Origin of the sequence: Paenibacillus sp. GCM10027628 (assembly GCF_042676385.1) — a bacterium.
In the GTDB taxonomy this organism is placed as follows: Bacteria; Bacillota; Bacilli; order Paenibacillales; family NBRC-103111; genus Paenibacillus_E.
This window is the reverse complement of record NZ_JBHTHA010000002.1, coordinates 1,274,526-1,298,784: the sequence shown is the minus strand read 5'-3', so window position 1 is coordinate 1,298,784 and position 24,259 is coordinate 1,274,526. Positions and strand designations below refer to the sequence as shown.

17 protein-coding genes and 2 pseudogenes are annotated in these 24,259 nt (G+C 45.5%); 18 read left to right on the top strand and 1 reads right to left on the bottom strand.

Going from position 1 to position 24,259, the window contains the following annotated elements:
* Positions 1–12: 12 nt before the first annotated feature.
* The 3 genes and pseudogenes from sigK to ACFQZT_RS06445 form a co-directional block, all read left to right on the top strand.
* On the top strand, positions 13–714 hold the full coding sequence (gene sigK, locus ACFQZT_RS06455) for an RNA polymerase sporulation sigma factor SigK (protein ID WP_379297696.1): 702 nt from the start codon (positions 13–15) through the stop codon (positions 712–714).
* Positions 715–862: 148 nt separating this feature from the next.
* Positions 863–1,075 carry a hypothetical protein gene (locus tag ACFQZT_RS06450; RefSeq protein WP_379297694.1) on the top strand — a complete coding sequence of 71 codons (213 nt, stop codon included), beginning with the start codon at positions 863–865 and terminating at the stop codon, positions 1,073–1,075.
* Between the two features lie 354 nt (positions 1,076–1,429).
* Positions 1,430–1,555: pseudogene (locus tag ACFQZT_RS06445) on the top strand (sigma factor); the annotation flags it as partial.
* Between the two features lie 279 nt (positions 1,556–1,834).
* Here ACFQZT_RS06445 and ACFQZT_RS06440 read toward each other — a convergent pair.
* On the bottom strand, positions 1,835–3,850 hold the full coding sequence (locus ACFQZT_RS06440; RefSeq protein ID WP_379297692.1) for a beta-galactosidase: 2,016 nt from the start codon (positions 3,848–3,850) through the stop codon (positions 1,835–1,837).
* Between the two features lie 144 nt (positions 3,851–3,994).
* Here ACFQZT_RS06440 and ACFQZT_RS06435 point away from each other — a divergent pair, with 144 nt between their 5' ends.
* The 15 genes and pseudogenes from ACFQZT_RS06435 (at position 3,995) to ACFQZT_RS06365 (ending at position 24,245) form a co-directional block, all read left to right on the top strand.
* Positions 3,995–4,858 carry an AraC family transcriptional regulator gene (locus tag ACFQZT_RS06435; protein WP_379297690.1) on the top strand — a complete coding sequence of 288 codons (864 nt, stop codon included), beginning with the start codon at positions 3,995–3,997 and terminating at the stop codon, positions 4,856–4,858.
* Between the two features lie 329 nt (positions 4,859–5,187).
* Positions 5,188–7,644: a hypothetical protein gene (locus tag ACFQZT_RS06430; RefSeq protein ID WP_379297688.1), complete on the top strand. Its 2,457-nt coding sequence runs from the start codon at positions 5,188–5,190 to the stop codon at positions 7,642–7,644.
* A 75-nt stretch (positions 7,645–7,719) separates the two neighbouring features.
* Entirely contained in the window at positions 7,720–8,799 is a 1,080-nt protein-coding gene (locus ACFQZT_RS06425; RefSeq protein WP_379297991.1) for a peptidylprolyl isomerase, read from the top strand.
* 140 nt (positions 8,800–8,939) lie between these two features.
* Positions 8,940–10,718 carry a sensor histidine kinase gene (locus ACFQZT_RS06420; RefSeq protein ID WP_379297686.1) on the top strand — a complete coding sequence of 593 codons (1,779 nt, stop codon included), beginning with the start codon at positions 8,940–8,942 and terminating at the stop codon, positions 10,716–10,718.
* Positions 10,719–10,722: 4 nt separating this feature from the next.
* Positions 10,723–12,372 (top strand): response regulator, encoded by a 1,650-nt coding sequence (locus tag ACFQZT_RS06415; protein ID WP_379297684.1) that lies wholly within the window; start codon positions 10,723–10,725, stop codon positions 12,370–12,372.
* Between the two features lie 124 nt (positions 12,373–12,496).
* Positions 12,497–14,227 (top strand): type 2 periplasmic-binding domain-containing protein, encoded by a 1,731-nt coding sequence (locus tag ACFQZT_RS06410; protein WP_379297682.1) that lies wholly within the window; start codon positions 12,497–12,499, stop codon positions 14,225–14,227.
* An 81-nt stretch (positions 14,228–14,308) separates the two neighbouring features.
* The gene (locus ACFQZT_RS06405; protein ID WP_379297680.1) at positions 14,309–15,226 is read left to right on the top strand and encodes an ABC transporter permease; all 918 of its coding nucleotides are present in this window, start codon (positions 14,309–14,311) and stop codon (positions 15,224–15,226) included.
* A gap of 30 nt (positions 15,227–15,256) precedes the next feature.
* Entirely contained in the window at positions 15,257–16,165 is a 909-nt protein-coding gene (locus tag ACFQZT_RS06400) for a carbohydrate ABC transporter permease (RefSeq protein ID WP_379297678.1), read from the top strand.
* 36 nt (positions 16,166–16,201) lie between these two features.
* Positions 16,202–17,542, top strand: coding sequence for an alpha-L-fucosidase (locus tag ACFQZT_RS06395; RefSeq protein ID WP_379297676.1), 1,341 nt, complete (start codon positions 16,202–16,204; stop codon positions 17,540–17,542).
* Positions 17,543–17,645: 103 nt separating this feature from the next.
* Positions 17,646–18,371: pseudogene (locus ACFQZT_RS06390) on the top strand (IS6 family transposase).
* Between the two features lie 441 nt (positions 18,372–18,812).
* Positions 18,813–19,820: a LacI family DNA-binding transcriptional regulator gene (locus tag ACFQZT_RS06385; RefSeq protein WP_379297674.1), complete on the top strand. Its 1,008-nt coding sequence runs from the start codon at positions 18,813–18,815 to the stop codon at positions 19,818–19,820.
* A gap of 529 nt (positions 19,821–20,349) precedes the next feature.
* Positions 20,350–21,369, top strand: coding sequence for a sugar ABC transporter substrate-binding protein (locus tag ACFQZT_RS06380; protein WP_379297672.1), 1,020 nt, complete (start codon positions 20,350–20,352; stop codon positions 21,367–21,369).
* A gap of 106 nt (positions 21,370–21,475) precedes the next feature.
* Complete coding sequence (locus tag ACFQZT_RS06375; protein WP_379297670.1) at positions 21,476–22,465, top strand: ABC transporter permease; 990 nt, start codon at positions 21,476–21,478, stop codon at positions 22,463–22,465.
* Positions 22,466–22,573: 108 nt separating this feature from the next.
* Positions 22,574–22,741 (top strand): hypothetical protein, encoded by a 168-nt coding sequence (locus ACFQZT_RS06370; protein WP_379297668.1) that lies wholly within the window; start codon positions 22,574–22,576, stop codon positions 22,739–22,741.
* A 13-nt stretch (positions 22,742–22,754) separates the two neighbouring features.
* On the top strand, positions 22,755–24,245 hold the full coding sequence (locus ACFQZT_RS06365) for a sugar ABC transporter ATP-binding protein (protein ID WP_379297666.1): 1,491 nt from the start codon (positions 22,755–22,757) through the stop codon (positions 24,243–24,245).
* Positions 24,246–24,259 lie beyond the last annotated feature (14 nt).

Below are 24,259 nucleotides of genomic sequence, written 5' to 3'. Positions count from 1 at the left end.
GGGGTGGCTGGAATGCCTGGATTGTTTGGCGCAATTGCTTTGTTAATCAAGCAGCTAACCTTGCTTGTATCCTATGTCAAAAATAATGCGTTTCCACAACCTCTTACCGAGGAAGAAGAAGAGAAGCATCTACGGTTGATGGCGGAGGGAAATGATTACTCTCGCAACATGCTGATTGAGCATAACTTAAGACTGGTCGCGCATATAGTAAAAAAATTCGACAATACAGGGGAAGATTTGGAGGATCTGATCTCCATCGGAACGATTGGATTGATTAAAGCGATCGAATCGTTCTCGCCGAACAAAGGGACGAAATTGGCTACATTTGCGGCTCGTTGTATCGAGAACGAGATCCTCATGCATCTTCGCTCGTTGAAGAAGACGCGCAAGGATGTGTCGCTGCACGATCCCATTGGCACGGACAAAGAGGGGAACGAGATCACCTTGATTGACATTCTCGGGACGGAAGCCGATGATGTCGTGGATAAGGTGCAGCTGAAGATTGAGAAGTCGAAGATCTATAAAAATTTAGATATACTGGATGACCGGGAAAAGGAAGTCGTTGTTGGCCGGTTTGGCTTGGAACTTGGCGGGGAAGAACGGACGCAGCGGGAGATTGCGAAGGAGCTTGGGATTTCGCGGAGCTATGTTTCAAGGATTGAGAAGCGGGCACTCATGAAGCTTTATCATGAGTTTTATAAAGCGAAGCGGTGAAGAGGGGATGCCCTCTTCTTCTTTCTAAATACGAATTGAATGGTATGAACAAGTTCTGGAGGTTGTTGGACAATTTCAATTCCGTAAGTATTAGGTTGATGCTTGAAGCTAGTTCTGAAAATGCCGACGACGGTGGATGGGTTTGCGGATGGCGTCCAGGGTGTTTCCGACGCAGGATCTGGACGGCAACGGCAAAAGCAGATTCTCCTTCGGTATTGTAAACAATAAATTCAGTTCAAACGGCTTAGTAGGCCTCATAATGGCCGCTTTCGGCCTTGGAAACGAATGGGTCAAATCCAGCGGGCGATCAGCTCGTCAATATGAATACGAAAACGAAGGAATGGAAAAGTTTGTTGCTTAATTGTCGGTTACCAAGCCCACAATTCCCAAGAAAAGGAGATGTCCCGCTCTTAAGGTATCCCTCTACTTGCCTATCGTCAAGTTCATTCTTGCGTTAAAACTGGAATTTTCTAAACCACAGCTTGGCCATCTGTTTACCCTTGAACGGAATTATTCATGTGCTGGGCGTAAGAATATCACGAAAATTCGCAATGTAGCCCGAGGTGATCGCAACTTAAGCAATGTTTTGAACCATTCTCCGTGGTGCGTTAACCGCATGCAGCGCAGACGCATCATGTCCGTAAAGTCTTAAAATAGCAGCCGTCGGTAGAGGAAGTTGAACGGATTTAATGCCCCAACCCCCATTTATAAATTTGAAGATCTGGAGGATTTACTCTCTATCGGAACGATTGGGAAGATCAAATCGATTGAGTCGTTCTCACCGAGCAAGGGGACGAAGCTGGCGACTTTCGCAGCTCGTTGCATCGGGAAGGAGAGACTGCCGAAGAAACAATAGCGGGAATTGAAGCCTTTCATATACTAAGCAAACAGCAGATTAAAATATAACCTGCTATTTCCGTTGTTGACTGGATCAATAAATTGCTTGGATTGGCTTCAAAGCTTATCTAATAAAGAAAGGTTATACTTGGCAGTTTTATTATTTGCAACGCAAACGGATTACTCTTGGTTCCATAAAAGAACAGTGGTAATGGCAAAAGGGCCTCAACCCGCAGTCGAACCTGCTTGGTTGGGCCCTATTTGCATGTCTTGGTCTAGTCGATTATTGCTTCAGTAAGACATGCACGCCGTAAGGAGCCACGGTGATGCGGTCCTTCACTTTTGTACCGTTCATTGCATCTTCGTAGATGCCGTTAAGCGGACACTCCACATGCTCATTGTTGTGGTTCAGCAGCATGAGAAAGGCCTGGCCGTCCTTCACTTTCTCGATAGCTTCAAGCCCATTAGTCGGAACAGACAGGGTGGTGGGGATGCCTTCCTTTTTCACAATCAGCTCCATCAAGGCTCCCAATGCTGCTTCGTCTAGGTCGCATCCCACATAGTATACGCGGCCTTTCCCGAATGAGTTGACGGTTACCGCAGCTTCGCCTGCATAATAATGACTGGCATACGTCGCTATGGCCTCTGCGCCATCGGTTTTCAACACGTCGCACCATACGGAGGCGGTGCCTTCACCGAAAGCGCTCTGAACGCGGACCGTTCTGCCGAAGTTGACGGAATCGAATTCTTCCAGTTCTACCCCGGCTAGCTGCTTGAACAAGCCGGGAATCGTCAGCGTGGTCATCTGATTGTTCCATGTGCGGGTGCCTGAGCGGAAGGTAAGCACGAGAGCGCCGCCATGTTCGACAAAAGCTTCGCATTTCGCTGCGATTGCTTCTGTTACGAGATTGAACGCCGGCATCATCACAAGCTTGTATTTGGAGAAGTCGCTCTCTACACTGGTGACGTCGAGGTTCACATGCTGCTTGGCGACTGCCGAATAATATGCGTCAAGCAGTCCGTTATAATCGAAATTCACATTATGCGGCTGTCCGCGATGGCTCCAGAAGTTGTCGTAAGACTTGATCAGCGCTGCGGATCTTACATTCTCAGACCCAACGATTAGATCGCTGAGAGCTGATATTTCCGCCCCGATAGCTTTGATTTCCCTGTACCTTCTGCGGCCGATACCATCATGGTCCAGAATGCCGTGCCAATACTGCTCAATGCCCACCGTACAGGATCTCCAGCGAAAATAGACCATGGCTTCCGCTCCGTGCGCGACCGCCTGGTAGGTCCATAACCGGAGCTGTCCGGGCTCTGGCGTGTCGCCCAGCATGTGCCAACCGCAGGGACCGCTCTGCTGCTCCATCATCCAGAAGTTCTTGTTCTTCAGTCCCCTCATTAAATCATGCGCCATCGACACTTGGGTGTAGGAGGATTTGCCCCACATATTGTTCGGATAGTTATCCCAGCAGACGACATCCAGATCCCTGGCAAGGTCAAAATAGTCCAGCTCACTGAAGTGTCCCATCAGATTATGGGTAATCGGCAAGTTGCTGCAAGCCCGAATTTCGTCGATCTGCAGGCGCTGGTATTCCGCCGTTGCGTCTGAGAAGAAGCGCTGGTAATCTAGCAACAATCCCGGATTGTGATTATACGGCGTGGACAGCAACTGCCGGGCGCCGGCATTTTGGCTGAAGCCATCGCTAGACGAATAAGCGGGAAGGATGACTTCATCCCAGTGCCGGTAAGTGTGGCTCCAGAATACTGTGCCCCACTCTTTATTAAGCTTATCAATCGTGCCATATTTGTTCCTCAGCCACAGTCGGAAGGCTTGCAGACAACTTTGGCAATAGCAAGCTCCTCCAAATTCATTGTCGATCTGCCAGGCGACGATATGCTTGTGATCCTTGTAATGCTCGGCCATCCTTCTTGCGATAATCACGGAATATTGTCTGTAAATTTTGTTATTGGGGCAATAATGTCTTCTTGTTCCGAAACCCTTGGTGAGTCCGTAGATGTCTACAGGATACATATCCGGGTATTTATCCATCAGCCATTTGGGCGCAGCGGCCGTAGGAGTTCCTAATATAATTTGAATGCCTTCCCGCGTTAGCACATCGATCGCCCGATCGAGCCATGCGAAATCGTACAAGCCGTCCTCAGGCTCCAGCAATGCCCATGCAAATTCCGCAAGACGCACGGTGTTCATTCCCGCTTCACGCATCATCTTCGCATCCAGAGGCCAGCGCTCCTCAGGCCAATGTTCCGGATAATAATCCACGCCAAACCACATCGTTGGCACATCCTTTCAGACTATGAGTATTATTATTTTGTTGATATAATAGTGCCTATAAAACATTTTATTCTTTAAAAAATGAATGGTAAATCACATGATTTTGCGAAGTATAGTATTATTTTGCGATATCCAGGAGGATCTATGAGGATTAACCACTATTTGCCCCATCCCCGTTTCAGCCGATATATTTGCTATCCGGAGTCGTTCGGACATTATTATGGGGAAACGAATCACAAGGAGAAAAGAACAGCCTCTCAGATGCCTTATTACAATCTGCATGTAGTTGTGAGCGGAACGGGATACGTGGTGCAAGGGAACCAGAAAGTGAGGCTTACCGCAGGAACAGGCTTTCTTTACGGAGCGGAAATGCCTCAAGAGTACCATTCGGATGCGGAAGACCCATGGGATATACAGTGGGTTCATTTCTTTGGTGTGGGCTTGCACACATTATTTGAAGGGAAGATGGGTGGAAAAGTGTGGCTGTTTAATTGGGAAGGGACCGCGCGATTACTTGGTTTGATCGATAGCTTGTTAGCGCATGGAGAGTCGTTCATACAAGAGCAGGAGACGCAGATATCTGCCTTGTTGTATGAAATTATCGTTGAATTGCTGCAAAATGGCGAGGATTTATTCGGAGCTCCGGCCAGAGGATTGAGGCAAAAGATGTTGAAGGTAGCCGATTGGATCAGCGCACAGTGCTATGAACCTCTGTCGCTGGAACAAATGGCCGCATTTTCAGGCTACAGCCCCTATTATTTTAGCCGGCAATTTCATCAGGTCATGGGGAAACCGCCAGTCGAATTTTTATTGGAAAGCCGGTTGGTAAAAGCCAAGGAGTTGTTGTCCTCTACCGATTGGACCGTGAAGCATATTTCAGAGCGGCTGGGATTCTCGCAAAGCTCTTATTTTATTCGAAGGTTTCGGCTGGCCGAGGGACTTACACCGGAGCAATTCCGGGTGTTGCGAGGTATGAATCAAGCAATAAGTAACAAAAATGAAACCTGATCTGGTAAATGATAGCACAAGAAAAGTCTAAACCTTTGATTTTAGAGTGTTAATTAGGCAAACAATCGTTAAAAAAGTAAAGAAATGCGAACAGAATTGAAAACGCTTTCGGGTTATTCTTAGGTCTATGGGCACTTCAATAAAGGTCAAGCTAAGAAGCTGCTCTAAATTTTAAATAATTTTTCTTTTCAATGTGTTATTCTCCTGTATCATGATTGCCTAGTACAGTTATGAGGCGAAGAACGGCACGAAAGGGAGGTGATATATACAAGTTGAGATGAAGCTTCGCAAAGTGCAGTAAAAGTCTGAGATGTGGGGATGAGAGGAAAATGTTTAAGGTATTCAAAGCTCAATTTGTTTTAGCAGCATTTCTTGTATTCAACCTGTGTGTCTTCTGCGCACCTGCCGCCGTAAATGCAGCAGGAACGACTTATTATGTAAGTCCAAGCGGCAATGATAACAACGCCGGCACAAGCTCAAGTTCCCCGTGGCAAACGATCGGCAAGGTGAACGGTATTAATTTTGCCCCTGGCGATACCATCCTATTCCAGGGTGGGGCGACCTTCAATGGCAACTTGCAGTTCAACAGCAGCGACGGGGGCAATAGCACTACGAGAGTGACAGTTGACTCCTATGGCGGCGGAAGGGCCACCATTAACGGCGGAACAGGTTCGGCCATCACATTGAATGGCTCTACGGGGATCGACATTAAAAATATCAATGTGATCGGTAACGGAAGAAATTCAGGGAATTCGGGCGGCAAAGGTGTAGACTTCACATCCTGCCACTATTGCAGTGTAACTAACATGGAAGCCAGCGGCTTTCAGTATGCCGGCGTTAGGCTTGTAACATCGGATCACATCAATATCACCTATGTAAATGCGCATGATAACGGAAGAGCGGGTATCTTAGCTGATCAGAGCACGTGGAGCGCAATGAGCGATCACATTTACGTAGGAAACAGCGTAACCAATAATAATCCCGGAGACCCTACGCTAGCTTCAAATGAGTCGGGCGACGGAATCGAATTGTTATACACCACGAATAGCACCATCGAATACAGTTCAGCTTCTTATAACGGATGGGACCAGCCGGCCGGGCACGGGAACGGACCGGAAGGTATCTTCTTCTGGTCTTCAAACAGTTGTTTAATCCAAAATTCCTTGGCCTTTAAAAACACGTCCACCAGCGGGGCAGACGGCGGCGGCTATGACATCGACGGCAACAACTGCACGCAGCAATATACCTATTCCTACGCCAACTACGGGCCGGCTTTCACTTCATATTCGCCAACGGACGGAGGATCAGGCAACAACGTATACCGGTATAATATAAGCGAGCTTGATAACCATGCGTGGCCTAGCCCCATTTGGATTGCGGTAGCTTCCAAACCTAATAATGCGAAATTTAATTTTGAGGTTTATAACAACACCATCTATTCAGCTAGTTCTGTCCTCAACGTACAAGATTGGAACGCACCATCGAATCCAACGGACATGTCTGGCGTACACTTCCATAACAACATCTTCCAGACGACAGGCACGAAGATCTTACAAGACGATCCCGCCACCAGCGCCGGCACATACACAGGAAATATCTGGTGGCAGAGCAACGGCGGTTTCACTGCAAATGGTTATACAAGCTTTTCGGCATGGGTAAATGGCACCGGAAAGGAAAAGATCAATAACGTCCTCGTAGGCAAGAACGCAGATCCGATGCTCGTTAATCCAGGCAACGGTGAAAAAATCATCAATCACAATTATCTCACTGCCGTTACGGCCTATAAACTGAAGACCGGTTCCCCAGCGCTCTCTGCAGGGCTTAACCTTGCATCTTTGGAAGGCTTGAACATCGGTTCCCGTGACTATTATGGGAATGCCTTAGGAAGCACGCACAACATGGGCGCTTACGAAGGACCAGGCATTGATACCGCAACACTTTCCAGTGTTGAAGATACGGTAACTGGCACAGGCAGCAAACAGTTCCAATATTCGGGAAGCTGGACAACAGGCTCGGCGGGAGATCATTACTCCTCGAGTGCAAACGATTATTTCCAAATTCCGTTCAACGGTACAGGGATCAAATGGGTGGGCACTGCCGATACGAACGGAGGCCAAGCTGCCGTTTCGATCGACAATGGACCGGAGACTATAGTAGACACTTATCTGAGCAACCGTACTACCGGTGTTACGCTGTACGATAGCGGCGTCCTGTCCAGTGGACAGCATACGCTGAAAGTGCGCGTAACGGGAACGAAATCCAGCGCAAGCAGCAATTATTATGTATCCGTGGATCGGGTTGATATCACCGCTGGCAGCACAAATCTGGCAGTAAATCCGGGATTTGAAGCGGATGGAGCAGCTACGCAGACGCCAACGGGATGGACGGAATGGAGCGGCACTGGCACGACCAGCGCTTCTTATACCGAAAGTACCGGAGGGTCCCATAGCGGTACCTATCATCTGACGCACTATAACGGTCAGACGGGAAGCTGGAATGTTTACACCTACAAGACGTTTACAGGACTGACCAACGGCACCTATACCTTGAGCGCTTGGGTAAGACGAAGCGGAAACGGGTTCACTGCCAGTCAATTGGAGGCCAAGGACTTTGGCGGAAGCACATTGTCTGCAGCGATTCCTGACTCGTCAACGTACCAACAGGTGACTGTATCCAATATTAATGTTACGAACGGGCAATGCACGATTGGCTTCTGGACGCAAGTCGATAATGGCAGCAATTATCCATTTGTTTATATGGATGATGTATCGTTCACTAAGAATTAAGCAATGACCCCGTTTCAGTCAAACAGGCTTCCAGCCTGTTTGACTGAAATTTAATAGTTACAGGTGGTGGGTGGAATGGCTGGAAAGAGATCGATTTATAAGCACAAACTGTTCCAGGGGGCACTTCTTGCTGCAGTATTGATTAGCTGCGCAATTTCTGTTTATTTCTTCATGCGGCAACCAGAGCTTAAGGCTACGGAGACCGCAGCTTCTGTTAATAACGAACCCATTTCGGTTATGGAACTGAGAGATACGATGATCAGGCTGAAGGCAAGCGTGTTTATGGAGTTCTCTAAGAAACACGATTACATTGACAATGATGCGTTCTGGGACAGCAGCATTGACGGGCAAAATCCCCTTGCTGTTTTAAGGGAAACTGCTTTAAAGGAAATCGTCCAAAGAAAAGTAAAGCTTTCCCTTGATAAAAAATATGAATTAATTTCGGATACCGATTATGCATCGATTCAAAAAGGTCTTTATAGCGAAAACTCAGATAGGAAATCGAAGGTAGAAAAAAAAGAAACCATTTACGGTCCTCAGAAAATTGACTTGATGCAGTATTATACTGTTTTAGATAGCAAGAACGATGACGTTGTGACAAAACATTTGGAAGAAGAAAAGATCATAGACGTCAGCGATGATAATCTGAAACAATATTATGAAGAAATTAAAGCTAAGAACTATAAGCTTCCTGATAAAATAAAAATCCTGAAGATTGAACTTCGGTTTGCAAACGGAGATACGGATCTGAGCGAAGATGAAGCTGGAAAAAGGATTCAAGAAGCGGTAAAAAGCCTGACGAATGGGGAGAGCTTTGAAACCGTTGCCAAAGCATTCAATAAGGACGGTTCACTTAGTACGTATACATTCGAGCCGGACCACTTTCCGAAGCGTGATCGTACGCTGCTGAAAATATTCGATGCAGCACAGGCATTGAAACCTGGTGAGATCAGCAAAGCGTTTCAAACGGACAGTACATTTGAGATCATCAAAGTTGTCGATAAGGAAGATTCGGGTTATAGTGCGTTTAGCGATGTAAAGGAAAGCGTAAAAGAGAATTTAGAGAGAGCAAAACTGGACCAATACATCCGCACACTGTCTGATAGTGCAGTCATAAAGAAAAATGAAGCCGTATTTGACAGAGTAACATTTTAATAAAGAAACGTTAATCCCCTCCGGGATCATGCAGATAACTGCATTGATTGCGAAGGGGATTTTGCTACGGACAATTCCATCTTTCAATGATATGATGTAAAACAAAAACTCCATGTCGAAGGGGGGCGGATTATTTCCAAATGCGAATGAACAATCTGCTTTACAGGATGAAAACATCGGGGCATTCGATCTATGCGAGGCTTGTTTTCGTTTTTCTCGCTGTTTTATTTCCGCTACTCGGTCTAGGTTATAGTGTTTATAATTGGGGCTTGCAAGCAGTTAAAGATGACATCACAACATCGTCCCAAGCGCAAGTGGATTTTTACAGGGATAATTTGGACAGGGAGCTGCAGCGGATCCGGCTGTTGCAATTCGATCTGTTTAACGATACGAGTCTGAATTCGTTGGAGGTTGCTTATACGGAGCTGTCCGATTATGAGAGGGATATGAACTTGAAGCGCGTACAGGAACGAATCGTTGCGATTAAATCCAGCAGCAGGTATGTAAGCGAGGTGAAAGTGTTTCTGCCTGCGCTTCATAAAAGAGTCAGCAATTTAATCATTGACAATATGAGCGAGTCCGATGAAGAGCTCATTCATGCCATCATTGCCGAGCCTCACGCGCAGCTTTATCATGTAAACGGGCAGTTACAGTTACTCGCTTCATCTTCTATTGTCCTGACGGAGGATTCTCAAACACCTTCTGCAGTCGTTGCAATCGTTTTGTCCGAGAGTGACATACGGCAAATGCTGCATGAACTGCAGACCCAGCGGGGAAGCCACGCGTTTCTAATCGGTGGGAAACCGGGCATCGCCGTATTTGTTGATGAATCCCAAACTGAAGCCGATCCATTGCCGTCGTACGTTCGGAATCGCGATAACCGGAACTCGGGTGCCGGATCCAGTTATGTACCAGCTTCTATTGACGAGCAACATTATGCACTTACTTATGGCATTAGCAAGCAGTGGGGCTTGACCATCGTGAAATATGTGACGGTCGACCAACTGTACGAGAAGATCAACCATTACCGATGGATGTTCGGGCTGTATTCCATGACTGCTTTGTTTGTGATTGTGTTCTTCGCCTTGCTGTTGTACAGATTTATTCATGCGCCGCTGACGACATTGGTTAAAGCGTTCTATCAAGTTGAAATCGGCAATATGAAAGTCGAAATCAAGCACAGCCGCAAGGATGAGTTTCGTCACATATTCACCAGATTCAACGCCATGATCGGCAATCTCAACGCCTTGATCGACCAAGTGTACAAGCAGGGGTTGCTGCTGAAGCAAGCGGAGTTCAAGCAGCTGCAAACACAAATCAATCCGCACTTTTTATATAACAGCTTTTTTGTCCTCCACAGGTGGATTAAATACGGATATAACGAGGAGGCGGAACTATTCTCGCGTCATTTGGGCAACTATTTTCAATTCGTGACGCGGAGCTCTTCAGATGAGGTTCCTTTGGAAAGGGAAGTGGAGCACGCCAGAACCTATGTTGAAATTCAGGCGATGCGGTTCTCGAACCGAATTCGTGTCCGGTTCGATGAGCTTCCAAACGGCCTCGAATTTATTCTGGTACCTAGGCTGATTCTTCAACCCATTATCGAGAACGCTTTCGAGCATGGCCTCGAAGACAGGCAAGAGAACGGCTTGCTCGCCATTCATTTTCATAAGGTGACGAGTGCGCTCCTCATCATCGTAGAAGACAACGGCGAGCGGATGACGGATGAAAAGCTGGAAAGACTGCAAACAGAATTATCCCACTCCGAGGCAATTCATGAAATCACAGGACTCCTCAACATTCATAAGAGATTGCAGTACCGTTTCGGCGGACAAAACGGCCTAAGCCTTGGTCGAAGCGAGGTTGGCGGCTTAAAAGTAACCTTAACGATCCCCATAGATGCAGAGTTAGGAGCATGAACCCATGTATAAACTTTTGATTGTGGACGACGAAGTTTTAATTGCGGATATGCTGGCGGATCTATTCCGTCAGGAGATGCCGGATGAGCTGGAAGTATACAAGGCTTATTCGGCCAAAGAAGCGCAGGAATGGCTGGATCTTGCCAAGATCGATGTCGTGCTTTCAGATATCAAGATGCCCGGCGTCAGCGGGCTAGAGCTGCTGAATCGGATAACGGCGAACTGGCCCACCTGCCGTGTCGTATTTCTGACAGGGTATAGAGAATTCGATTATGTTTACGCCGCAATACAGCAAGGTGGTGTGCGCTTTATGCTGAAGACGGCGAATGACGATCAAATTGTCGGTACCATTCGGGAGGTTCTGCAGGAAATTGAGGAAAGCCATCGATTATCGGATTACATGAAGCAAGCTAAACAGCAAATAGAAGCCGCACGGCCACTCCTTCAGAATGAAATGATGCAAGATTGCCTTTACGGCTACTATGATGTTCCGGAAACAGCCGATCAGCAATTGAAGGAGCTGGAAATTCCGTTATCAGCATCAAACCCTACCTTGATGATCATCGGCCGGTTTGATTCACAGCCGCCTAAAGCCGGCACCGCTGACAGAAACGATCGCCGTTATGTTCTTCAGGCACTTGCCGCTAGCTACTTTCCTCAAGCTCTTTCATGCTTCGGATTTATCGCTGAACATGCTACTTCCGTATGGCTCTTGCAAATACCTCCAGAAATGGAGGCTTCCGATAGGAGAAGAGCTGTCACCTTGGTGACCGGGGCATTGGAATGCGTGCAATCGGTAATTAGGAGCTCGCTCGAAGTAACCGTTTCTTTTGCAATAAGTGGGAATTTCTTCTCATTTACGGAAATCTCCGAAGTGTATAGAATGCTCAAGCAGATGCTGAACAACCGGATCGGTATGGGGACGGAAATGATTTTGTGCGATCGATCGCTGCCGCTGACGGAGCAGAAACGGTCCGCCGGAAGCAAGGCTGCTTTAAAACAGATAGGAAAGTTCAAGTTGCTGGAGGAGCATCTGGAGCTGGGGCGGAAGCGGGAATTCGTCGAAGCGCTGGATCTGCTTCTGGATCATGTACGCGAAGCGCAAAGCCGGGATGATATGCCGGCGATCGAAATCTATTTTCGTACTGCGGTATTGCTGACTCATTTTATGAACCGTTTTGAATTGGCAGAGGCTATGGAACAAATCGTCGATTTGCACCCGTTATTCCGGACGGACGATCACCCGAGCTGGAATGCGGCAGCGGAGTATCTGCTGCGTGTTGCAGATGCGTTGTTTGCGCTGCAGACGGAACAAGCGAACAAGAGCGAGGAGGATTCGATCTCCCGATTAAAGACATACATCGACGCACATTTGCACGAAGACCTCTCTCTGACCCAATTGGCAGGTCTTCTTTATTTAAATTCATCCTATTTGTCAAGGCTCTTTAAACAAGCAACGGATCAGAATGTATCCGACTATATAACGGATAAAAGAATCGAAAAGGCCAAAGATTTACTGAAAAAGAGCACGAAAAAAATACATGAAATCTCGCTGGAAGTCGGGTATGATTCTCAACAATCGTTCACGCGCTTTTTTAAAAACGCTGTCGGGCAAACTCCGCAGGAATTCAGAGAGTCGTTTGTTTCCTATTAGCGAAACGGCTGCAAACAGGTCAAAAGACGTTAAAAAGGTAAAAAGATGCGAATAGAGATGGAAACGCATTCACTCTATACTTAGACATGTAAGCTACTTTCATACTTCAGTCGGGGGGATTTACATGAGAAAACAGCTGCGAACGCTTTCAGTTCTTCTTGCAGCCGGTTTGACGCTTTCGGTATTGAATGCCTGCAGCAATAACGAGGGCACTGGTTCCAAAACCGCAGATGCGGCGGGCAAGTCTACGACACAACCTGCACCATCTTCCGCTACGGCAGATCCTATGGGCAAGTACACCACACCTATTACCATCACGACGGTAAAACGCACGAATCAAAACATGAAGTACCAGGATGGACAATCGCTCGAAAACAACTCCTGGACCAATTTTCTCAAAGACCAAGGTGTCAACATCAAGTATGCTTGGACATCCGATGCCAGCCAATTCGAGAACAAAATGAACGTGTCCATCGCTTCCTCCGATCTTCCGGATCTGTTGCCGCAAATAACGGGAACGCAAGCAAGCACCTTGATTAAAGGCGATCAACTTTTGGACCTGAAGCCGTATCTTGATAAATATCTTTCTCCGGAAGCGAAGAAAATTCTTTACAGCGACGGCGGCACCGTAATGAACGGTACGATTACTAAAGACGGCAAACAGTTTTTGCTGCCTTTGTCAGCTAGTGAAATAAGAGCGGATATCAAATCGCTATGGATTCGCAAGGATTGGCTGGACAAGCTTCATTTGCAACCGCCAAAAACCGTGGAGGATTTCGTCAAAATCGCTGACGCGTTCACAAACGGGGATCCCGACGGAAACGGCAAAGCGGATACTTACGGATTCGGCATCGCCGGCAAGGACAATCTGATAAGAGACTGGGGCGGCGCCGATAGCGTGTTCGAAATGTTCCATGCTCAGCCTGGCGACTGGTTTGACGGTTCCTTATTCTATGAGAAAGATAGCTCGGGCAAAGTGGTCTGGTCGGGCAGCAAGCCTGGCGTGAAGCAAGCGCTGGCGTTGCTTCAGGATATGTACAAAAAAGGGTATTTAGACAAGGGCTTTGGTACTGACGATGCTGGCGGCAAGCTGGCTCAAGATATTACCGGAGGCAAAGTAGGCATGTTCACGGGTCGCTGGTGGCAAGCTCTATGGCCGCTGCCCGATCTGAGAACTAAAGATCCGAAAGCGGATTGGATTGTTGTCAATATGCCTTCCGGTGACGGACAGCCGGTACAGCCGTATGGGTATCGCCCGGGGAACGTCTACGTAGCCGTTTCCAAGAATGCGAAAAATCCGGAAGCTATCGTGAAGATGATCAACTGGTATGTGGAGAAAGTTTACGGTGCTCAAGCAGATCCCGTCCATTTCGCCAATCCGGATCAAACCAATAATCTCGGCAATTCCGTACAAAGCGCACCGTTTGTTGTAAATGATCCGTACAAGCTATCTAAGGATTACGCGGCTGTATCCGCAGCGATCAAAGCCAAGGATCCATCGAAACTGAATGTCGAGCAAAAGCAGTTCTACGACGACGAACAGAAATTTGAAAAAGATCCGACCTATGTGAACGGATGGACAGCATGGCAAAATTACAGCGGTGCTGACGGCACTGCAGGGAAATACTATTTCCAAGACGTTCAGGAGAAGGACGTAATGAAGAATGCCTTCTTCAAAGTTCCTAGCGACTTGATGGTTTCAAAAGTTCCGACGTACAAGAAAATGGCCGAGGAAATGGTTGCGAAAATCATTTACGGTCAGGCATCAGTTGATGAGTGGGATAAAATGGCGGAAAACTGGGGTAAATTAGGCGGCTCGGAAATATTGCAATATGTTCAAAGTGAAGTGAAATAAGCTGTTAGAAGCGGGGAGTTGCTTAGGCAATTGCGGCTTTCCGCTTCTTTTTTACCGCTAAATGCAGGAGGCGGAGACACCGTGCAAAGATCGCAGATGAAAAGAGAACTACCTTTATATGTAATGATTATGATTCCGGCAATTCTTGTTTTTGTATTCAGTTACATCCCGATGGCAGGGATCGTCATGGCGTTTCAGGATTTCGTGCCTTCCAGCCACGGGTTCCTCTATTCGCTTATCCATTCCAGGTTTGTCGGACTGGACGTATTTCGCACTTTATTTATATCGCCGGACACAAAGAGCGTGATTGGTAATACGTTTTTCATTTCGGCTATGAAAATCGTTGTGAAGCTCCTCGTCCCGCTTATTTTTGCCCTGCTTTTAAATGAAGTTACAAAGAATTGGTTTCGGAAGCTGGCGACGACGATTACTTACCTGCCTTTTTTCCTTTCTTGGGTCGTTGTGGGAGGCGTATTGCTTGATTTTTTCTCGCCGCAAGACGGTGCGTTCAATCATCTTCTGAATCAAATCGGTATATCGCATCCGACATTCTTCTTCGGTACGGCGAGTCAATTTCCGTATGCAGTCGTGGTTTCCGACTTATGGAAGGAAATCGGCTATAACACAATCATATTCTTGGCGGCGCTGACGTCGGTAGATGTATCCATGTACGAAGCTGCTGTAATCGATGGCGCAGGGAGGTGGAAGCAGACAATCTATTTAACGCTTCCCGCTATAACGCCCATGGTAATACTGGTCGGCATTCTCAGTCTGGGCAACATCTTGAACGCCGGTCAGGATCAAATTCTGAATTTATACAGTCCGGTTGTTTATTCATCCGGCGACATTATTGACACCTACGCTTTCAGGCAAGGCATACAGCAGGGGCAATTCAGCATTGCGACAGCTGTGGGATTGTTTAAATCCATCGTTTCTTTTTTGATGATTTCCGTATCATACTGGCTGACTAATAAATGGACCGGATATCGTGTTTTCTAGACACTGCCGGCCGATGGAGAGGGAATGAAGATGAGCCATTCGGATGCAGTAATGGGTTATGAAAACAAATCGTTTGGCCGGAAACTGTTCGTATATTCCAATTATTCTTTGCTTGCAATTGGTACGCTGATCAGTCTCGTACCTTTATGGAACATACTTTGCATGTCGTTCAGTTCCAACACCTACGTATCCGCAGGGGAAGTTTTTTTATGGCCGAAAGGATTTACTTTCCAGCCCTATAGTTATATCTTGAGCAATGCGGATTTTTATAGGTCTTTATGGATTTCTATAGAAAGAACAGTGCTCGGTATTATAGCGATGATGGTGTGCACCATTCTTGCCGCCTATCCGTTATCTAGAGAGCAGAGCGAATTCCGCAGCCGGCCTTTCTTTATCTGGTATTTCATTATTACGATGTTGTTCAGCGGCGGCCTCATTCCATGGTTTATGGTAGTGAAATGGGTTGGATTATACAACAATTTGGGTTCTCTTGTTATTGTTCCGGCAGTACAAGTGTTCCACATCTTAATCATGATGAATTTTATCCGAAGTCTTCCAAAAGAGATCGAGGAATCCGCCTATTTGGACGGGGCTGGCCACTTTCAAACACTCGTAAGAGTATTGCTGCCTTTATGCAAGCCTTCCTTGGCCACGCTTCTTCTGTTCGCCTTTGTATTTCACTGGAATAACTGGTTTGACGGCTTTATATTCATGAGCAATAAGGAAGGCTATCCACTGCAAACGTATTTATATACTGTGCTTACCGTTCCTGATACTTCCAATATGACGCCAGATCAAATCAAGATTTTCGCTAATTTGAATTCAAAGTCGATCAAGGCTTCAGAAATATTTGTAAGCGCGCTGCCAATTTTCGTCATCTATCCTTTCCTTCAGAAGTATTTCACCAAGGGAATTGTGATGGGCAGTGTTAAAGGTTAAGTGCGAAAAAAAATAGGTAGATAGGAGAGATTAAGCGTGAAATTGCTCCATGAAATGAAGAAAAATTATGTTCCAGTTGAAGTTCCTCTTTTATCGGAAGCGGATATGCAATGGTTTCGCGATTCGAAATTCGGGATGTTTATTCATTGGGGCCTCTATTCTCTGCTCGGCAGAGGCGAATGGGTGATGTTTAACGAACGCATGGATGTATCGGAATATGCCAGTCTAGCAGAACAGTTTGACGCTAAAGGTTTTGATCCTAAAGCATGGGCACGTACGGCGAAAGAAGCCGGCATGAAGTATATGGTTTTGACAACCAAGCACCACGACGGATTCTGCCTATTTGAGAGTAAAGCTAGCAGTTTCAATAGTGTGAATTCGGCTGCCGGAAGAGACTTGGTTGCAGAATTCGTGGAAGCTTGCAGAGCTGAGGGTCTCAAGGTCGGATTGTATTATTCGCCAATGGATTGGCGCTTTCCCGGATATTTCTTTCCGGAGATGTATATGGAAAGTGCGCTGCAAATGAAAGAGCAGTGTTGGGAGCATATCCGAGAGTTGATGACGGGTTACGGAAAAATCGACCTCCTGTGGTATGATGGGGAATGGCTCGCGCATGGGGGCATTAACTGGGAAGTCGAGAAGGGTTGGTACAGGAATGATGACTTTGCCACGGACGATATCTATTTCAAAGTCAATTACTTCTGGGAGTCGGAGAAATTAAATGCGATGGTACGTGAGCTTCAACCCGGCATTATGATCAATAATCGCTCTGGTTGGAAAGGAGACTTTCACGTACGGGAACGTAGAATTGGCGGCATGCGAACGGATAAACCATGGGACTCCAACGATTGTTTGACACAGTCATGGGGCTATATCCCCAATGCGCCCATGCTGACATTGCAGGAGTGCATTCACCATCTTATTAATACGGTTACCCGCGACGGAAACTATTTATTGAATGTCGGTCCAACGGGGGATGGTGCGATAGAGGATAGGCAAATTGCTTTGCTCAGGCAGGCGGGAGATTGGCTAAAGCGTTATGGATATACGTTGTATGAAACCCGTGGAGGGCCGTTCATTCTGGGGGAATGGGGAGGAGCAACCTATTCGCAAAATATTGTGTATCTTCACATTATCGATTGGCCTAGCGAAAAATTGGTTTTGCCTAAGTTGAGTCAGTCTATCGCCGCATGGGAAAATATTACTTCTAATAATGCCATTGTGGAAGAGACAGAGACGGCGATCGAAATATCGGTTCCCGTGGAAGGCAGGGATTCGATCGATACCATCATAGCCCTGCATTTTGCGGATCCTATAACATGGGAGGGTGTGACCGAGGTAGAGCAAGACGCTTACGGGCTTGCGGACGGTCTTTAACACATAGGATAGTATAATTGTAGCAGTAACGTTCCGGTGTCTTTACCGGGACGTTATTCGGGGGTTGTGGTGCAAAGCTCTAATTCATGATAACATCATTGAAATGAAGTCATGGAATGGGGCATTTATTTTGGAAACGGAATTAGATTTGTTTAAGTGGAAGCAGTATGAATCAGAGGTTATCTTGCTAACGGTAAGATGGTATTTGAAATATAGTCTAAGTTATCGTGATTTAGTAGAGATGATGGAAGAACGGGGTTTACATATCGCTCATACAACGATCATGCGATGGGTTCATGAGTTTGGCTCGGAATTAGATAGGCGAATCCGTCCCTATTTGAAGCCAACAAACCGATTCATTTCGCGTTGACGAAACATACATAAAAGTCAAAGGACAGTGGAAATATCTTTATAGAGCAGTAGATTCAAACGGAAACACGATTGATTTCATGCTGTCTGAAAATCGAGATGTTCCTGAGGCCAAACGTTTCTTCAAAAAGGCGTTGACTTCACCTCATAATCAATCACCGCGCGTGATCACCGTCGATAAAAAACCAGCTTATCCTACTCCAGTTTAGCAATTAGAGGACGAGAAAGTTATGAATCAAAAAACATTACTACGTCAACAGAAATTATTGAACAAGATCATCGATTCGTAAAGAAAATAGTAAAACCAATGTTGGGATTCAAGTCTTTCAAAACTGCCGAGAAGACAATCGCGGGAATTGAAGTCATGCATATGATAAGGAAAGGGCAGGTCGAATGCAATCATTCGTCTGCCCTCACCGCAGATGAATTAATCAATACATTGTTTGGTTTGACAGCATAGTCAAACAACAATATGGTGGCGACTTTGATTAGTTTCAATAGTTGCACCAAAGCCTTTATGACGCTTTTGTTGTATTGCAATTAGATACTTTCTGTTATTACATCAAATAGTTTTTATTGAAAGGTTGCGAACGATTTGACTGTTCAAGGAATCGAAGCATTTATCCAATCTGGCTCATACAAGAGCTAAAACAACAAGAAGAAAAAACAAAGATTTTAATCGTGATGGTGACGTGCCGATTACGCTCGCTTAAGACAGTCTATTACGTCTCCCCACACAGGATAAAGGCGTGCTAGACGATAATATTATTACACTGTTCTAAAAATGTCCTTAATGTTATAATGTGAAATAAGAAGAGGGTAACCGATTTCCCCATTATGATGAGGTGACCGGCTATATTCTATTCCAAACACTATAACTTGAATAGGAATGTTGAACAATATGAAGCCTACAATATACGATGTCGCAAAAGCTGCGGGAGTTTCTTCTGCCACTGTTTCCAAAGTGATCAATCACACGGGCAGAATTAGCGAAAAAACAAGAGATAAAATAAGGACAATAATGAATGAAATTAATTATCGTCCTGATGTTTTGGCGTCCGCAATGAAAGGGAAATGCACTTATCAAATTGCTCTTTTGATCCCGGATATGGATAATCCAATTTATGCACAGTATTTGAAATATATTGAAGACCGCGGGCGAGAACTCGGATTTAGTGTTGTTATGTGCAGCACGGATAACGATCCTGACAAAGAAGAACAGCACATATCGTTGCTAAGACAAAAGAGGGTAGATGGCTTTATCATTGCTTCAAAATTCACAAACAAAGAATTGCTTCAAGAATTGCTGGCTGATCAGGTCCCAGTTGTTCTTTTCGCTCACGAGCGTCAAGACGTTATTACTGACAGCGTTACCGTAGATGACTATCTAGGGGGAGTATTGGCTACGGAGCATTTAATTTCTCATGGGCATACCCGGATAGGTGTTATTGCTACAGATTCAATAAGCTGCTGGGAACGGATTAGGGGATACGAAAGCGCGATTAGCAATGCCGGAATAAAGTTGGACAGAGCGTTAGTGGAAACCATCGAAGGATCGAAAATCGACGATGCGGAGAAAGCCGCGTTAAAAATGCTTAAGATGAACAAAAATGGGGTCAGTGCGATATTCGGTTGCAACGATATTATGGCGATCGGAGTTATGCAAGCTGCAAAAAAACTAGGACTTTCAATTCCTAAGGATTTATCCATTATTGGGTTCGATAACACCGAACTTTGTAAAATTGTTACTCCCGAACTTACTTCTATCGCCATGCCAATTAATGAATTAGGGCATAAGGCGATGGATATGATCGTCGATAAAATCGATCGATCAGGCAATGCTAAGCAAAAAATTAAAATGTTACCCGAATTAGTTGTACGTAATTCTGTTTCACAATATGGTAAGTGAAGAGTAAGATCGAAGATGGAAAAATAATATTGCAAAGATCTTAAAAATGGGATAAGATTAACAACAAGAGGGAAACCGATTACCCCAACATATAATTGTCGATCTCTTTGATTATTAGAGTGCATCCCATATAGGTAAATTGTACTCCAGCAAAAAAAGATAGCTTTTCTTATGTATTTTGGGTAATCGATTTCCTTCAAATTCCTTCATTTGTGAGTAACGCAAAACATGTTAGGGGTTTACTTTTAAAATTGCTTGTAAGCGTAATCAAAAAAAAGTGCAGTTCTAATTCCTGGTAAAAGTGGCTGCTTCCCCTCTCGGGAATAGGCATTAAAACAGGTATGGACTTAATGGAAGCGTATACAATGTGAGCTTTCTTGAAATTTAGAGCCATGTAGTATCGCTGTCTGTTTTGTTTCTGAATTATGAAAGGGGGTGAGGCTCTTTATAGTAAGTGGCTTTACATAAGTAAACATCTAGCATCGGGTCAGACAGCAAACAAAACTCTAAGCTACGGGGGAATCATCCAATGAAACTTAGGAAAAGAATGTTTGTACTTATTGGATTGATAGTTTCGGCAATGATTTTTAGCGCATGCGGTTCCAAGACTTCACAACCTGCCGCTCAATCCGGTACGTCGGCACCGCAAGATAAAGCGAGCAAGTTTACCATCGGTGTTTCCATGCCGACCTTTAATGACAAATGGCTTAGTTATCTTCTCGGTTCGATGAAAGACTTTGGCGATGCTCATAAAGACTTCAATGCAACTTATGTTGATGCCCAGAACGATGCAAATAAGCAATTGAGTCAAGTTGAGACTTTTATTTCCCAAAAAGTAAGCGCTATCGCGATTGTGCCTGTAGATACAGTATCGATCCAACAAATCGTTGATAAGGCAAACAAGGCTAAGATTCCGATTGTGATTATCAACCGAACCTTTGATGGCGTGGACAAGGCGAGTGCTTACGTCGGTGGTCAATCGATTGAATCGGGCATTCTAGAAATGACTCAGGTTGGGAAGGTTCTGGGTGGCAAAGGGGACATCGCGGTGATGGAAGGTTCAAACGGCCACGAAGCTGCGATTCAAAGAACGGCTGGGTATAAGCAGGTAATCAAGGAGAAATATCCCGACATCAAAATTGTTTTGGATCAATCCGCTGATTTCGATCGGGCTAAGGGCATGAGCCTGATGGAAAACTGGCTTAATTCCGGTAAGCATATCGATGCGGTAGCTGCCAATAATGACGAAATGGCGATTGGTGCGATCATGGCGCTAAAAGCTGCGAACAAGCTGGATCAAATCAAGGTATTCGGCATTGACGGAACGCCGGTCGGATTAGGCTTTATCAAGAGCGGTGAATTGCAGGCGACCGTATTCCAGGATGCAATGGGACAAGGGAAAGGTGGAATGGAGACGGCTTATAAACTGGCTAAAGGTGAACAGGTTAACAAAACGAACTATGTTCCTTATGTTTTGGTAACAAAAGATAATGTCGACGAAATTCAGAAAAAATGGGATACGGCAAGAGTATCTGACGGCGACAAATAACTTCTGAGTTGTATATGAAAGGACACTTCATTTTGGAATTGTCCTTTCGTATGTCCCATATCCCAATTTCGCTCTGATTATTGCAAAGTACTGGAGGATAACTGCAATGAATGAAACGTTTGAAGTGGGAAGGAAAACGGATTTACAGCAAAATCTCAAAGTAAGGTCGCGCACGTTCCTAAGCCAGTTCGGCATGCTGTTGATATTGTTGATTATGATGGTGGTCATGACATTCTTATCGCCTACCTTTCTGTCTTCCGAGAATTTACTGAACATTGTCAGGCAGATGACGATGAACGGTATTATTGCAGTCGGCGTTACCATGATCATTATTACAACAGGTATCGATTTATCATCGGGTTCGGTCGTTGCGCTTGTTGCGGTTGTCACGGCTAGCGCCGCTCACCCGGGACAGTTTCCGCTAGCTTTGACCATATTCATCGGTCTTGGGATTGGTTTAATGACAGGTTTGATTAATGGTTTTATTATCGCCAAAGGAAGAATCGCTTCATTCATCGTCACGCTTGGCATGATGACGGCGGCCAGGGGCGCGGCCCTGCTGTATAGCGGCGGCAGACCTATCGGCAATTTGTCGGAACCGTTCCAATTTATCGGCCAAGGGGATTTGCTGGGGATCCCGGTACCCATCATTATTTTTGTTGTCGTATGTATAGTCTCGTCCGTGTTGTTGAATAAGACGAAGTTCGGTAACTACGTATATGCGATCGGCGGAAACGAGCAGGCGGCCGTCATTGCCGGGGTGAATGTAGATAAATTCAAAATTTTGATTTACACCTATGCCGGATTGCTGTCAGGTCTCGCTGGAATCATCGTTACTTCCAGAATTGCTTCAGGGCAGCCTACGGCAGGGCTCAATTATGAGCTTGATGCCATCGCGGCAGCAGTTATCGGCGGAACCAGTTTGTCAGGCGGTATCGGAACGATTAGAGGAACGGTGATCGGCGCCTTAATCATTGCGGTTATGAATAACAGTTTGGATTTGTTGAACGTCTCTTCCTACTGGCAGCAAATTGTAAAGGGCCTCATTATTGTTACTGCCGTTTATTTTGACTCCAGAAAAAACAAGCGGAAATAAACCGACGGTAACAGCAAAACGCGACGAGTGTCAGTGCGTAAACAGATTGACTAGGTAACGGAAGGTTTAAGTTTTCTTTCCTTACGCTCCAATGAAATCGTACATTCGATGGAACAAATGTCAGGTTTGACGTGGAAGATTGCCGCAGGTACGCAAAACGTGACATCCGCAACGGAAGAGCAGCTTGCTTTTCTGCAGCAAAATTCGGTGCATGCGAATATCTTGATCAATACAGCCGTTAAGCTGCAGGAAACCGTGCGGCAGTTCAGGTTGTGAAAGGATGACCAATATGAGCAAAGAGTATATTTTGGAACTGGATCATATTTCGAAACAATTTCCGGGCGTCAAAGCGCTTGACAATATCCAGCTCAAGATCCGAAAAGGGTCCGTACATGCACTAATGGGCGAGAACGGAGCTGGAAAATCGACGCTAATGAAAATTATTTTCGGAATTTATACACCGGACAGCGGGACGATTACATTCAAAGGAAAGGAAATCAAATTATCCGGATCAAAAGATGCTTTATCCAAGGGCATTTCCATGATCCATCAGGAATTAACGCCGATTCCGCAAATGTCCGTAGCCGAGAATGTGTTTTTAGGACGCGAACTAACAGGCCCCACCGGATTGATTGACAAGAAAAAAATGATTGAAGAAACGCGGAAACTGCTAAATCAATTAAATATCGATATCGACCCCAAAACCAAAATGATAAATCTTAGTATCGCCAACATTCAGATGGTGGAGATTGCTGCTGCGATATCCCATAACGCAGATTTGATTATTATGGATGAACCGACCTCGGCCATTACAGACAAAGAGGTAGACCAACTGTTTGAAATCATCAACTCCTTGAAACAAAATGGTGTATCTGTCATTTATATATCTCACAAAATGGATGAAATATTCCGTATTTGCGACGAAATCACTGTATTTCGAGATGGCCAGTACGTTGGGACGAATCTTGCTAGCGAGACGAATCAGGAAACGTTGATCCGTATGATGGTCGGCCGAGAGATCAAGCAGGTGTTTCATAAAGAAGAGGCAGAAATCGGGGAAGTTGCGCTATCCGTAACAAATTTATCCCGCTCAGGGAAGTTTCAAAATATTAGCTTTGAGGTCAGGAAGGGCGAGATTTTAGGTATCGCCGGGCTCATGGGAGCGGGCAGGACGGAAGTCATTGAGAGTATTTTCGGGATATTCCCTCCGGACTCCGGTGAAATCCATGTGAACGGGAGGAAAGTCGCGATCAAATCTCCTAGGGACGCTATCAAGCATAAGATTGGCCTTTTGACCGAAGACCGCAAAATAACCGGGGCGTTTCTGCCATTAACCATTAGAGAAAATATGATCGTATCCAGCATCGATGAGTTCATCAACAAAATGGGACTATTGAAAGAAAATTTGATTAAAGAGATGTGCAACCTGTTCGTTGAACGTCTGAGTATCAAAACCCCGAGCTTAGATCAAAAAATTGAAAATTTAAGCGGCGGCAATCAACAAAAAGTATTGTTAGCGAGATGGCTGCTGAGCAATCCGGATATTCTTATTTTAGATGAACCAACCAGGGGCGTCGATGTAGGTGCCAAATCGGAAATTCACAAATTGATGTCTAGGCTGGCACAAACAGGAAAAGCAATTATCATGATTTCATCCGAGCTGCCGGAGGTGCTGGGCATGAGCGACAGGGTTATGGTTATGCATGAAGGCAAAAAGAAGGGCGAGCTGACTCGGGCCGAAGCTAATCAGGAAAAGATAATGGAACTTGCTTACAGCTGATTCAAAAATATGTT

Excerpts from the sequence above, each read along its gene's own strand:
- sigK (WP_379297696.1), top strand. The coding sequence starts at position 13 with ATGCCTGGATTGTTTGGCGCAATTGCTTTGTTAATCAAGCAGCTAACC.
- ACFQZT_RS06450 (WP_379297694.1), top strand. The coding sequence starts at position 863 with ATGGCGTCCAGGGTGTTTCCGACGCAGGATCTGGACGGCAACGGCAAA.
- ACFQZT_RS06440 (WP_379297692.1), bottom strand. The coding sequence starts at position 3,850 with ATGTGGTTTGGCGTGGATTATTATCCGGAACATTGGCCTGAGGAGCGC.
- ACFQZT_RS06435 (WP_379297690.1), top strand. The coding sequence starts at position 3,995 with ATGAGGATTAACCACTATTTGCCCCATCCCCGTTTCAGCCGATATATT.
- ACFQZT_RS06430 (WP_379297688.1), top strand. The coding sequence starts at position 5,188 with ATGTTTAAGGTATTCAAAGCTCAATTTGTTTTAGCAGCATTTCTTGTA.
- ACFQZT_RS06425 (WP_379297991.1), top strand. The coding sequence starts at position 7,720 with ATGGCTGGAAAGAGATCGATTTATAAGCACAAACTGTTCCAGGGGGCA.
- ACFQZT_RS06420 (WP_379297686.1), top strand. The coding sequence starts at position 8,940 with ATGCGAATGAACAATCTGCTTTACAGGATGAAAACATCGGGGCATTCG.
- ACFQZT_RS06415 (WP_379297684.1), top strand. The coding sequence starts at position 10,723 with ATGTATAAACTTTTGATTGTGGACGACGAAGTTTTAATTGCGGATATG.
- ACFQZT_RS06410 (WP_379297682.1), top strand. The coding sequence starts at position 12,497 with ATGAGAAAACAGCTGCGAACGCTTTCAGTTCTTCTTGCAGCCGGTTTG.
- ACFQZT_RS06400 (WP_379297678.1), top strand. The coding sequence starts at position 15,257 with ATGAGCCATTCGGATGCAGTAATGGGTTATGAAAACAAATCGTTTGGC.
- ACFQZT_RS06385 (WP_379297674.1), top strand. The coding sequence starts at position 18,813 with ATGAAGCCTACAATATACGATGTCGCAAAAGCTGCGGGAGTTTCTTCT.
- ACFQZT_RS06380 (WP_379297672.1), top strand. The coding sequence starts at position 20,350 with ATGAAACTTAGGAAAAGAATGTTTGTACTTATTGGATTGATAGTTTCG.
- ACFQZT_RS06375 (WP_379297670.1), top strand. The coding sequence starts at position 21,476 with ATGAATGAAACGTTTGAAGTGGGAAGGAAAACGGATTTACAGCAAAAT.
- ACFQZT_RS06370 (WP_379297668.1), top strand. The coding sequence starts at position 22,574 with ATGGAACAAATGTCAGGTTTGACGTGGAAGATTGCCGCAGGTACGCAA.
- ACFQZT_RS06365 (WP_379297666.1), top strand. The coding sequence starts at position 22,755 with ATGAGCAAAGAGTATATTTTGGAACTGGATCATATTTCGAAACAATTT.